The sequence below is a fragment of the Peptoniphilus senegalensis JC140 genome, from assembly GCF_000321025.1.
Taxonomy (GTDB): Bacteria; Bacillota; Clostridia; order Tissierellales; family Peptoniphilaceae; genus Peptoniphilus_A; species Peptoniphilus_A senegalensis.
Genome location: NZ_HE610719.1, coordinates 61,326 through 74,325 on the forward strand (window position 1 = coordinate 61,326; position 13,000 = coordinate 74,325).

Consider the following 13,000-nt stretch of genomic DNA (forward strand, 5'->3'; position numbering starts at 1 on the left):
TAATATATGGCATTTAAAACAGATATACAAATAGCTGATGAAGCTACTATGCTTCCTATTGAAGAAGTTGCTGCAAAGATTGGTCTAGAAAAAGATGATCTTGAAAACTACGGAAAATATAAGGCAAAAATTTCTTGGGACGCTATCAAAAAAATTGACGAAAACAATGAATATGGAAAACTAATTTTAGTTTCTGCAATTTCACCTACACCAGCAGGTGAAGGTAAATCAACTGTTTCTATTGGACTTACTCAAGGTCTTAATAGAATTGGTAAAAAATCTGCAGTAGCACTTCGTGAACCATCTCTTGGACCAGTTTTTGGTGTTAAGGGTGGAGCTGCAGGTGGTGGATACTCACAAGTAGTTCCAATGGAAGATATCAATCTTCACTTTACTGGTGACCTTCACGCAATGACAGCTGCAAATAATCTTATTTCAGCTTGTATTGACAACCACATTCATCAAGGAAATGCTCTAAGAATTGACTGTAGACAAATTACTTGGAAGAGAGTTATTGACATGAATGACAGATCTTTAAGAAATGTTGTTATCTCTCTTGGCAAAAAAGCTGATGGTTTCCCTAGAGAAGACCACTTCATGATTACTGTTGCATCTGAAATCATGGCAGTTCTTTGTCTTTCTGAAAATCTTGAAGATTTAAAGAATAGACTTGCTAGAATGATTATTGGATATAATCTTGATGGAGAACCTGTAACTGTTGCTGATCTCGAAATCCAAGGTGCAGTTGCAATGCTTCTTAAAGATGCACTTAAACCAAACATGGTACAAACACTTGAAAATACACCAGCATTTATTCACGGTGGACCTTTCGCAAACATTGCTCATGGATGTAACTCAATTTTAGCTACAAAACTTGCACTTAACACTAGCGATTACGCTGTTACAGAAGCAGGTTTCGGTGCTGACCTTGGTGCAGAAAAATTCATGGACATTAAATGTAGAATGTCTGGTCTATCTCCAGATGCAGTAGTAATTGTTGCTACTATAAAAGCTCTTAAAATGCACGGTGGAGTAGATAAAAAAGAATTAAAGACTGAAAATGTTGAAGCTCTTGAAAAAGGATTTGCTAACTTAAGACGCCACGTTGAAAATATCAAAAAATTCGGCGTTCCAGCTATTATTGCTATCAACAGATTTGCTGATGATACTGAAGCTGAAATTGCAAAATTACAAGAACTTTGTAAAGAACTTGGTGTTAGAATTTCACTTTGCGAATGTTTTGCAAAGGGTGGAGAAGGTGCTGAAGATTTAGCTAAACAAGTTGTTGAACTAATTGACGAAGGAACAGCTAATTTCAAACCACTTTACGATGAAAATGATAGCATCATGGACAAAGTAAATACAATTGTTACTGAAATTTATAGAGGCAGACAAGCTAAATTTACTTCAGCTGCTAAGAAACAAGTTAAAAAACTTGAAGAACTTGGACTTGATAAACTTCCTATCTGTGTTGCAAAGACACAATTCTCATTTACTGATGATCAAAAGATAATGGGAGCACCTACAGACTTTGACATCGAAATTCAAGATGTAAGAGTTTCTGCTGGAGCAGGATTTATAGTTGTTCAAACTTCTAACATCATGGTAATGCCAGGACTTCCAAAAGTACCAGCTGCCAACAAGATGGACATTGACAACAACGGAGTTATCACTGGATTATTCTAATTCATGGGAGGAAAAATGCTTAAAGATTTAACTATAGTAGAATTCGCTGACGAAACTGCTTCAAATTCACCAGCTCCAGGAGGTGGATCCATTGCTGCACTTAATGCATCAATGGCTGCTTCACTTCTTGCAATGGTTGCAGGTTTAACTATTGGAAAGAAAAAATATATGGACGTTTCTGATAGAATGGAAGAAATTCAAGCTGAATTATTAAAATATAAAGATGAATTTGTTAATGGAATTGACAAAGACGCCAGCTCTTTTAACGGAGTTATGGACGCTATGAAACTTCCAAAGGAAACTGAAGAAGAAAAAGCTAAAAGATCTGAAAAGATTCAAGAAGGATATAGAAATGCAATTGAAGTACCTCTAGGACTTGGAATTAAAGTTACAGAACTTTATGACTATGCAAGAGAACTTGCTGAAAAAGGAAACTCAAATGCAATCACTGATGTAGCAGTAGCTTTATTAAATATTGAAGCTGCAGTTCAAGGTGCTTTCTTAAATGTAATCATTAACTTAAATTCACTTAAAGATCAAGATTACAGACATGAACTTGAAGAAAAAATGGCTTCTGCAAGAAAAGTTGTAGAAAAAAATCACGCTGAAATAATGAAAGTTGTAGATGAAAAATTAGCATGATATATCTTTTAGTCGATGTTGGATCAACTTATACTAAACTTAATTTAGTGGATGCTGACAAAAGTGAAATTATAGCTAGTGCATCTAGCTATACTACTGTAGAAACTGATGTCAGAGAAGGCTTTAATAATGCCTATAAAAAATTAAGAGAAGTTACTGAAGTCAAATATGACAAAGTTTTAGGTTGCTCTTCAGCATCAGGAGGACTAAAGGTTGTAGCAATAGGTTTTTCAAAAAATCTTACTACAGATGCTGCTAGACTTGCATCACTATCTGCCGGTGCCAGAATTTTAAAGGTATATTCTTATGAGCTTACAGATGAGTTTGTAGATGAAATAAAAAATTCTGGTGCTGACATTATAGTTTTATGTGGGGGAACAGATCATGGCAACAGAGATAACATAGTCTATAATGCAAAGAAACTTGCAAAGGGACATGTTAAAATTCCTGTTGTTGTGGCAGGAAACATTGACACTCAGGAAGAAATAAGGGGAATTTTTGAAAAAAATGACCTCCCCTGTGACTTCACAGAAAATGTTATGCCAACCACTAACACAATAAATTACAAGCCTCTTAGGAAGACAATTGGAGATATTTTTATAAAGACAATTGCTCATGCCAAGGGAATTGATTTATTGAGTAAGGATTTTGAAATTCTTTTGCCAACACCAGTTGCAGTTCAAAAGGCAATGTCAGTCTACGCCAAGTTTTTAGACAAAGTTATTTTATCTGTTGATATAGGCGGAGCGACAACAGACATTCATTCAATTGGCAAAACTTATTATGGAGAAGAAAATGTAATTTCGCCTCCAATTGATGAGCCCTTTGAAAAAAGAACTGTTGAAGGCGACATGGGCATGAGGTATTCAGCTACTGCTCTTTATGAGTCAGTGGGCGAAGAGCCTTTCCTCAAATTTGGCATAGAAGATGCAAGAGAAAAAACGGAATTTCGCTTCAATAACACAAGCTATATTCCAGACAATGACGAAGATTTATTCTTTGACAATGTCCTTTGCTATATTGCTACTCACACTTCACTTATGAGACATATTGGTCACATAAAAGAAATTAAAACTCCAACTAGGACGATTTACGAACAATACGGAAAAGATTTGAGACCGGCGGAAATGTTTATCGGAACTGGTGGATCGCTTATTAATTCTAATGAGCCAAAAAAAATTCTCTCAGCAATTGAGGATTTAGACGATAAATATTTAATTAATAGGAATATAAAATATTTTTTAGATAAAAAATATATTTTATCATCAGCTGGACTGATTTCTACCGTAGATGAAGAAGCTTCCTACAAATTATTAAATAAATATTTAAAAGAATTATAAAATTTTTTAAGAAGTTGTCATTTATTTGGCAACTTCTTTTTTGTAATATTTTGTCTTTATAATATCTCTTGGGGAGTAATCTCTAAAAGATATTTTTTGTGAAAAATTTGCAGATTGAATAAAAAAATAATATTATTAAGATAAAGAGTTTTATAAAGGAGTTGGACTATGAAGATTAAGAAAATATTTTTGCTAAGCATATTATTTATAATGCTGCCTATTTTTACCTTTGCTGAAAATTTTAAGGGAATTAAAATATATGTAGAAATTGACAAAAATGGAATAGCAAAAGTTAATGAAGTTTGGCAAATTAATGAAGACAATGAAGATTATACAGAGAGATATAAACTCATAAACAATTTGCGAGGAATAAAGATTGAAGATTTTTCTGTAAAAGCTCTTGGAAAAGATTTTACAGAGCTAATGCCATGGGATATTGATGCCAGTTTTGATGATAAGGCATACCATTATGGCAGAATAGATAGAGAAGACGAGGTAGAACTCACTTGGGGCATAAGCGAATTTAGTGACAATACATATAATTTAAATTACAAGATTAATCCTCTTGTAGTTGGATTAAATGACAGCGATATGTTGTTTTTTAATTTTGTTGGCGAAAATTTTGACCCAAAACCAGAAAATGTAGAAATTAGAATTAGAGCTTACGAAGCCTTTAAAGATGTTAAAATGTGGGGCTTTGGCATGGAAGGAGAAATCCACAATGTAAATGGAGAAATAGTCATGACATCAAGTGGCTATGTTGACTATGCAACAGTAATGCTAAAATTCCCAAAGGGTTATTTTAATACTGCCTATAAGATTGACAAAAACTTTGAAGATTATGCAAATATGGCTGCCAAGGGTTCTGATTGGGAAAATAGAGAAGGCGAGGCTTACCAAAAGCCAATGTCATTTGCAGAAAAGTCATTCCTTGGGGGGATAGCTTTTGCAGTTGTTTTGGTTATTTATTATGTTGCTCGTGCCATTAGTCTTAGTTTTAACAAGAAGAAAATTCAAAACAGAAAAGATCTTCCTTTTTTAAGTGATTTAGATGGACAATATTTTAAAGATGTACCTTACCATGGACCAATTGAAGATTTGGCATTTTTTATTGACCAATCTCATTTAGTTATGGATGATCTAGTTGCAAATTACATTAATTCATATATTTTAAAATGGAATCTTCAAGGGGCAATAGAATTTGTTGAAGAAGGCAGTAATTTTTCTAAAAACAAAATAAAAATTATTTCAAGACCAAAGGATATGGGACCAGCAGAAGAGGAACTTTTTGAAATGATTTCTAAAGCAAATAAATTAAATGACGAAGAATATATGACAGCTAAGGATTTCAAAAAATATGTCAAAAAGAATAAATCTCTAATGGAAGATTATTATAATGAATTTGAAGATAAGTCAATTGATGCTTTAAAGGAAAAGGGATATTTAGAAAATTATAGGTATGAAAAGAAATTTTTATTTTCTAAAAAAACTGGAACAGAACTTAGAGTAACAGAAAAGGGAAAAGAACTTTGGGAAAATCTAATAAAATTTAAAAATTATTTGGAAGAATATGGAGAAGATGTTGCAAAGGAAGTTGATTTTAATAAGTGGCAAGAATTTTTGATTTATTCATCAATATTTTTCTTAGATGAAGAATTTGTAAGAGGAGCAGAAAATTATCCAACATATATAAATAATTATGCTATTTATAATACTCACATATTGTTTGCAAGAAATTTTTCTAAAACTATTAATAAAACTTATCAAGATGTAACTGCTTATAGTAGTGCAGGTGGCGGTGGCTCTACTTCCTTTGGCGGAGGGGGAGGATCCTTCGGCGGAGGCGGCGGAGGCGGTCGCTAAAAAATAGAATTAAAAAACTCTTTACTGTGTGTTTGTAGTGGTCTATTAAATTGACAAAACAGTAAGGAGTTTTTTATTTTAAGGATTATTATATATAATATTTTATTAAACATGTTTACATATATTTTATAGTGAAATTAATTGAGTAGAGGAGCATTAATGGGGTAGGAAATAAATAGATGGTTTATAAAGAATACATTTTTACTTAAGGAGGTAAATAATGGCAGACGATAAGAAAAAGATGGATCCTACTGCAAAAAAACATGGCAGGAGACCCAATACCAAGCAGAAATCAAAATGTTGATGATGATCCTACGATGAGACGTGCTGGTGGACAAGTTGTTGATAATGATGAAGATTCAATGACAGCTGGCAAGCGTGGACATATTTCTATTCAAGATTTATGGCTTTTTGAAAAGCACGCGCATTTTAATAGAGAAGTAATCCCCGAAAGAAGAATGCACGCTAAAGGCTGGGGTGCTTGGGGCGAATTTACTGTAACTCATGATATTACAAAATATACTAAGGCAAAACTTTTTAGCAAGGTTGGAAATAAGTGTAAAGTATTTTCAAGAATGTCAACTGTTGCTGGAGAACGTGGCGCCGCTGATGCAGAAAGAGATATTCGTGGCTTTGCTGTGAGATTTTACACAGAAGATGGCAACTGGGATGTAGTTGGAAATAACACTCCTGTTTTCTTCTTCAGAGATGCCATGAAGTTCATAGACTTAAATCATGCTGTAAAGAGAGATCCAAAGTCACACCTTAGAAGTCCAAACACAAACTTTGACTATTGGTCATCTCTACCAGAGTCATTACTTCAAACAACTATTATAAACAGTGACAGAGGTATTCCTTCTTCCTTTAGATACATGCACGGCTTTGGCTCACACACTTACTCTATGTACAATGAAGAAGGCACAAGAGTTTGGGTTAAGTTCCATTTTAGAAGCCAGCAAGGTATTTTAAATTACACTGACCAAGAAGCCGAAAAGGTAAATGGTAAGGACAGAGAGTCTTCTGGGCGTGATTTATACACAGCTATTGAAAATGGTAATTATCCAAAGTGGAAGATGTATATTCAAGTTATGACTGAAGAAGAAGCTAAAAACCATCCGACAAATCCTTTTGATATTACAAAGATGTGGTTAAAAAAAGATTTTCCACTTATTCCAGTGGGCGAATATGAGTTAAATAAATATCCTGACAACTTCTTCCAAGATGTTGAACAAGTAGCTTTTTCTCCAGCAAATATTGTGCCAGGAATTGCACTTTCGCCAGACAGATTACTTCAAGCTAGAGCGGTTTTCTATTCTGATGCACAAAGATATAGACTTGGAGTCAATCATCATCAAATTCCTGTAAATTCTCCACAAGGAGTAAAACATCCTCATGACTATCACAGAGATGGACAAATGAGAGTTGATGGAAATAAGGGTGCAGAGCTTCATTACAATCCAAATTCTTACGGCGGATGGCAAGATGATCCAAGCCTAGAAATACCACATGATGAAGGTGGCGAAGTTAAGAGATATGACTTTAGAGCTGATGACCATGACTATTTTACTCAACCAGGCATGCTTTTTAATAGAATGACTGATGAACAAAAATTAGTTTTGTTTGAAAATACAGCCAGAAATATGGGTGACTCAACTATGCAAATCAAGCACAGATATATTAGAAATTGTTATGCAGCAGACCCAGAATATGGCAAGGGAGTAGCAAAGGCACTTGGCATTGATATTGACACAGTTGATCTTGAAATGATAGAGCCAAAATCTCGTGAAGAGTGGGAAAAATTAAATGGAAGAGATGCTGACTTAAATTATCCAACAGAGCCAGCTGAACCAGAATCTGCAAAAGACCTTCCACCTGAAGGAAGAAACACTAATGCAGAAGACCCAAAATCTTTGATTGATTGGGAAAATGACCCATATCTACTTTGATGATATTTTAATTAATAGATGCTGAGAATATTAATTTATTCTCGGCATTTTTTATTTATTAAGGGTAAGATTTTAGTTAAACAAAGTCTTCTTATTCTTTAAAAAACAGCATAAATGGTGTAAAATAACTATGAGGAGTTTTGTCGTGGAATATTGGGATGTATATGATAAAAAGGGAAAATGGAAAAGGCGTGCCATAAGAAAGGGCGAGCGACTGAAGAATAATGAATATCATATTATTGTTGAAGGATGGATTTTGAGAGAGGATGGAAATTTTATAATCCAAAGGAGATCTCTCAATAAAAAATCTTTTGCCGGAATGTGGTACTGTTCTGCTGGTGGTTCTGTAATTTCAAGAGAAACACCAAAGGAAGGTATGGTGCGTGAGTTCAAGGAAGAACTTGGCATTGACATAAAGGAAGATGAGCTTCATTTAAAGAGAATCATCACTGAAAAAAATACAATTTTTTATATTTTTTTAGTTCGCAAAAATATTTCTCTTGATGAAATTACACTGCAAGAGGAAGAAGTCATGGATGTTGACCTTGCAGACCCAAGCAAGATAAGAAAAATGATTGAAGACAAAACTTTTATAGGGCTTGATTACTACGAAAAATTTTTCAGAGGTATATAATCGTCTCAAAGGAGACGTTTTTTTATAGGAGGATTTATGAAATTATACAATACTCTAACGAGAAGTAAAGAGGATTTTGTGCCAATTAAAGAAGGCGAAGTTGGAATTTACAATTGTGGTCCAACTGTGTATAACTTTATCCATGTTGGGAATGCTAGACCACTTGTTGTATTTGATACACTAAGAAGATATTTTGAATACAAGGGTATGAAGGTAAAATTTGTTGTAAACTTCACTGATATTGACGACAAGATGATTAACAAGGCAAATGATGAAGGTGTAAAGGTTTCTGACATTGCAGAAAGATATATAAAAGAGTTTAAAAAGGATGCAAATGGTCTTCATCTTTATGATTATGAAACCATAAACCCTAGAGCTACTGAGCACATTAATGAGATTATTTCCTTTGTAAAGACTTTGATAGACAAGGGGGCTGCTTATGTTTCCAATGGCGATGTTTATTTTGACATAAGTTATGCAAAGGACTATGGTAAACTTTCAAAGAAAAATATTGAAGATTTAATTTCTGGTCACAGAGTTGACATCAATGACAACAAAAAAAATCCAAGTGACTTTGCTCTTTGGAAAAATAAGAAGGAAGGGGAACCTTATTGGCAAGCACCTTGGGGAGAAGGCAGACCTGGCTGGCACATTGAGTGTTCAGTTATGGCAAAGACTCTTATTGGAGATAATATAGACATTCACACTGGTGGAGAAGATTTACAATTTCCTCATCACGAAAATGAAATTGCACAATCAGAAACTTGCAACGGAGTACCCTTTGCAAATTACTGGTTGCACAATGGCATGATAACTGTCGACAACGAAAAAATGTCTAAGTCTAAGGGCAACTTCTTTACAGTTAGAGAAATTTCTGATGAATTTGACCTTGAAGTCTTGAGATTTTTCCTTTTGACAACCCAATATCGTTCACCAATTAATTTCTCAAGAGAAGTAATGGAGCAAACTAAAAATTCAAGCAAGAGACTTTACAATGCAAAATACAAACTTGAAGATGCAATAGAAAAATCTGCTCTTGAAAAAATCACTGATGAAGAAGAAAACTTATATAAGTCTTTTGACAAGCACATAGAAAAGTTTGAAAAGGCAATGGAAGATGACTTAAATACAGCAGATGCCATTACTGCAATTTTTGATTTAGTTAAGGATATAAACTTAAATCTTGATGAAAATAATTCTAAGGAAATGTTAGAAAAGACTCTTGAACTTTTGAAGAAACTTACAAGAGTTCTTGGCATAATGGAAGGCGAAAGAGAAGAAATATCCGAAGACATAGAAGGTCTTATTGCTGAAAGAAATGCTGCTAGAAAAAACAAGGACTTTGCAAAAGCAGATGAAATCAGGGACAAGCTAAAGGAAATGGGCATTGAAATAGAAGATACGAGAAGTGGAACAACTTGGAAGAGAATTTAAAATTTTTAGAAGTTAAGAATTACAAAGAGAGCGAGGTTAGGGAGTTAAGTCCCCTTGCCCTTGCCTATATTGGCGATGCTTGTTTTGAAATTTTAGTTAGAAGTGAGATTCTTGATGCCAGGAAAAATCCAAATAAGCTTCACAGAGAAAGCATTAGATTTGTCCGTGCTAAATCACAGAGAGAACTTATTGAAAAAGTAGAAGATAAACTGACAGAAGAAGAAATGAAAATTTTTAAAAGAGGAAGAAATGCTAAGTCCCATACAGTTCCTAAAAATGCTGACCCAATAGATTATAGGATGGCAACTGGGCTTGAGGCACTCTTTGGCTATCTCTATCTTTTAAAAAGGTATAATAGAATTAGAGAAATATTTGAGGAGATGATAAGATGAAGGTAAAAATTATTTCGCACACAATGGAACCTGATAAAACCATTGCTGCTGCAGCAAAACTTTGCTATTCAAGAGTTGGTGTTGAAGAAATCACAGAAAATTTGACAGAAGAATCCACAGAAAAGTTTTTAAATAGGCTTATGTCCTTTTCTCATCTTTCTCCACTGGAACATGTTAGTTTTACCTTTGCAATTGAAGGTGTATCTAGGACACTTACTCATCAACTTGTGAGACATAGGATTGCATCTTATTCTCAACAATCCCAAAGATATGTAAAACTTGACAGCTTTGAATATATTATTCCTCCACAAATTGAAAAAAATGAAGAAGCAAAGAAAATTTTTCTTGAAGCAATGAAAAGAGACCAAGAAGATTACGACAAATTAGTTGAAATTCTTGTAAATGAACACGCAAAAGTCCTCATTGAAAATGGTATGGATGAAGAAAAGGCAAAAAAAGCTGTGGAAAAGATGTCAATTGAAGATGCAAGATATGTTTTTCCAAATGCTTGTGAGACAAAAATTGTTGTTACAATGAATGTTAGAACTTTGAGACACTTCTTCACAGTTAGATGTTGTGAAAGAGCTCAATGGGAAATAAGAGAACTGGCAACAGAAATGCTAAGACAAGTGAAGGAAGTTGCGCCACTTTTATTTAAAGATCAAGGTCCAGCTTGTGTGTCAGGTCCATGTCCAGAAGGAAAGATGACTTGTGGCAAGGCAGTAGAAATTAGAGAGAAGTTTAAGAATTTATAATGAAATATATATATGGAAGAGGCCCAGTTATTGAGGCACTAAAAAATGAAGAAGTAGAAAAAATTTACCTTGGGAAAAATGCTACAGGATCCATTAAAAAAATCATTGGAATTGCAAGAGATGCAAAAGTACCAACTGTGACAAGTGATAATGAAAAGTTAGAAGAACTTGCAGGTACAAAAAATCATCAAGCTGTTGTAGCTTTAGTTAGTGATTTTGAATACATTGAACTTGAAGAACTTATTAATAAGCTTAAAGATAAAGAAAATGCCAAAGTTTTTATCTTAGATAAAATTGAAGATCCACATAATTTTGGTGCAATTGCAAGGAGCTCAAATTTTTTTGGCGTAGATGCAATTATTTTTCCAAATAGAAGAGCAAGCACAGTTAATGACACAGTTGTGAAGTCATCTGCTGGCGCCATTTATGATATTGATGTAGCAAAGGTTACAAATATTTCCCAAGCAATGGAAAAATTAAAGGATGCAGGATTTTGGATTTATGCGACAGACCTTGAAGGTGAAGACATAAGAAAATGTGACTTCTCTGGTAAAGTTGCGATAATTATAGGCAATGAAGGCAAGGGAGTTTCAAAAAATGTCCTCAAGAATTCTGATAAAATTATTACTATTCCAAATTTTTCTGATTTTGATTCTCTTAACGCATCAGTTGCAGCTGCAATTGTAATGTATGAAATGTTTAGATAGATAAAATGAGAAGACGGATAAGTAGGTATAGAAGAGATGTGAATTATCTCTTTGTTGACGGATATAATATTATTAATTCCTGGCAAAATTTAATAAAATTAAAAAATATTTCTCTTGAAGATGCTAGAAATGAACTCATAGATATTATGATTGAATTTTCTCACAGCACTAAAGAGCATATTATTCTCGTCTTTGATGCCTACTTGGTAAAAAAGTCTGGTGGCAAAACTTATTATAGAGATGGAATCGACATAATATTTACTAAGGAATTTGAGACGGCAGACCACTACATTGAAAGGCAACTTGATGAGATAGGAAAGCTTACCAATGTCCGTGTTGCCACAAGTGACAACATTGAGCAACAAATTATTTTGTCCCGTGGTGGAATTAGGATTTCTGCAAGAGAACTTGAAGCAGAAGTTGAGAATTCTAAAAAGAAAATTTTTCACGTTGCAAAAAAGCTAAAAGAAGAGAAAGTTACTGCTCTAGATGACGAAATTATCCATAAGTTAAAAAAATTTAAAAAGGGTATTTCGAATAAAAATAAAAAATAGTGAGGAGGCTTTTAGATGAAATGTAGTAATTGTGGCAAGGAAAATCCTGATAAAGCATCATTTTGCATTGACTGTGGTCATAATTTAAGAGATGACATTGATTTTTCCAAAACACAAAGATTAGATAGAGACTATAAATATGAAGACGAAGAAAGAATTGTAAAAAATAATTCTTTTAAAGATGATTCCATGAGTACGAAACAAAAAGGTCTTGTATTTGGATTTGTAATTATTGGACTTATTGCTTTTTCTCTCTTATTTAATATTGGCTTTGGAAAATACAAAATGACAAAGTTAGAAAATGCTGCAAGAGCAAATTTAGAAGCCAAAAACTATAAAGAAGCAAGAGAAAAATTTAGCCAGCTTTATGAAAAAAGCTCTGACAAAAAATACTTAGATGAAATAAATAAAATTGACAAGAGTATGGAAGCTAAAGATACTTTAAACAAGGCAAATCAAAAATTTGAAGCTAGAGACTATGAATCTTCACTTGCTCTTTTAATGGAAGTTGAAAGTGATGATGAAGAATTAAGTTCAAAAAAAGATGGACTAATCGAAAAAAACTATTCTGCAATTAAATCAGAAATAAATCAGTTGACTTCTAGGAATAATTTTGATGGTGCTATTGACAGATTGAATTCTTATATCACAGTTGATCCTGAGAATAAAGAATTTAAAAATATGTTAGAAGATATAAATTCACAAAAGTCAAATAGTGAAAAGAAGGCAGAAGAGGAAAGTGAAGCTTCAAAGGAAAAGGCAAGAGCAGATGAACTTGAAGCTCAAATTATTAAATTGAAAAATGCAGAGGCATCAAATTTAATTGGAACTTACCAATTTGTAACTTCAAGTAGAGCAAATGTAAGAAGTGGACCAGGATTTTCTTATGGAGTTGAGTTTAGTCTTTATAAGGGCGATCCAGTTTATGTATATGACACTAGAAGAGCTGATGGAAGAACTTGGTGTAATATAGGAAATGGTTGGATTAGTTATAGAACACTTAATGGTGAAAGTAAATAAATATTTTAAGACAGCTTTTAGGCTGTC

12 protein-coding genes are annotated in these 13,000 nt (G+C 33.5%); all 12 read left to right on the plus strand.

All coding sequences use genetic code 11. The features are described 5' to 3' along the window. Positions 1 to 6: 6 nt before the first annotated feature. The 12 genes from PTSHG_RS08560 (at position 7) to PTSHG_RS08615 (ending at position 12,973) form a co-directional block, all read left to right on the plus strand. A complete protein-coding gene (locus PTSHG_RS08560; RefSeq protein ID WP_019108488.1) occupies positions 7 to 1,686 on the plus strand; it encodes a formate--tetrahydrofolate ligase in 1,680 nt (559 codons plus the stop codon). Positions 1,687 to 1,701: 15 nt separating this feature from the next. After that, positions 1,702 to 2,328, plus strand: a complete 627-nt coding sequence (locus tag PTSHG_RS08565) for a cyclodeaminase/cyclohydrolase family protein (protein ID WP_019108489.1) — start codon at positions 1,702 to 1,704, stop codon at positions 2,326 to 2,328. Then, positions 2,325 to 3,668, plus strand: a complete 1,344-nt coding sequence (gene glmL / locus PTSHG_RS08570; RefSeq protein ID WP_019108490.1) for a methylaspartate mutase accessory protein GlmL — start codon at positions 2,325 to 2,327, stop codon at positions 3,666 to 3,668. Before PTSHG_RS08565 ends, glmL begins: the two co-directional genes overlap by 4 nt. A gap of 168 nt (positions 3,669 to 3,836) precedes the next feature. Next, positions 3,837 to 5,531: a DUF2207 domain-containing protein gene (locus tag PTSHG_RS08575; protein WP_019108491.1), complete on the plus strand. Its 1,695-nt coding sequence runs from the start codon at positions 3,837 to 3,839 to the stop codon at positions 5,529 to 5,531. A gap of 263 nt (positions 5,532 to 5,794) precedes the next feature. Continuing rightward, on the plus strand, positions 5,795 to 7,477 hold the full coding sequence (locus PTSHG_RS08580) for a catalase (protein WP_026088880.1): 1,683 nt from the start codon (positions 5,795 to 5,797) through the stop codon (positions 7,475 to 7,477). 145 nt (positions 7,478 to 7,622) lie between these two features. Then, positions 7,623 to 8,111 carry an NUDIX hydrolase gene (locus PTSHG_RS08585; RefSeq protein WP_019108493.1) on the plus strand — a complete coding sequence of 163 codons (489 nt, stop codon included), beginning with the start codon at positions 7,623 to 7,625 and terminating at the stop codon, positions 8,109 to 8,111. A 36-nt stretch (positions 8,112 to 8,147) separates the two neighbouring features. Then, positions 8,148 to 9,545: a cysteine--tRNA ligase gene (gene cysS, locus PTSHG_RS08590; RefSeq protein ID WP_019108494.1), complete on the plus strand. Its 1,398-nt coding sequence runs from the start codon at positions 8,148 to 8,150 to the stop codon at positions 9,543 to 9,545. Next, positions 9,530 to 9,937, plus strand: coding sequence for a Mini-ribonuclease 3 (locus PTSHG_RS08595; protein ID WP_019108495.1), 408 nt, complete (start codon positions 9,530 to 9,532; stop codon positions 9,935 to 9,937). Before cysS ends, PTSHG_RS08595 begins: the two co-directional genes overlap by 16 nt. Further along, complete coding sequence (thyX, locus tag PTSHG_RS08600; RefSeq protein ID WP_019108496.1) at positions 9,934 to 10,692, plus strand: FAD-dependent thymidylate synthase; 759 nt, start codon at positions 9,934 to 9,936, stop codon at positions 10,690 to 10,692. The genes PTSHG_RS08595 and thyX overlap by 4 nt, the downstream gene beginning before the upstream one ends. Continuing rightward, complete coding sequence (gene rlmB / locus PTSHG_RS08605; RefSeq protein ID WP_019108497.1) at positions 10,692 to 11,399, plus strand: 23S rRNA (guanosine(2251)-2'-O)-methyltransferase RlmB; 708 nt, start codon at positions 10,692 to 10,694, stop codon at positions 11,397 to 11,399. Before thyX ends, rlmB begins: the two co-directional genes overlap by 1 nt. Before the next feature lie 5 nt (positions 11,400 to 11,404). Further along, the gene (locus PTSHG_RS08610) at positions 11,405 to 11,953 is read left to right on the plus strand and encodes an NYN domain-containing protein (protein WP_026088881.1); all 549 of its coding nucleotides are present in this window, start codon (positions 11,405 to 11,407) and stop codon (positions 11,951 to 11,953) included. A 15-nt stretch (positions 11,954 to 11,968) separates the two neighbouring features. Further along, a complete protein-coding gene (locus tag PTSHG_RS08615; RefSeq protein WP_019108499.1) occupies positions 11,969 to 12,973 on the plus strand; it encodes an SH3 domain-containing protein in 1,005 nt (334 codons plus the stop codon). Positions 12,974 to 13,000: the final 27 nt, after the last annotated feature.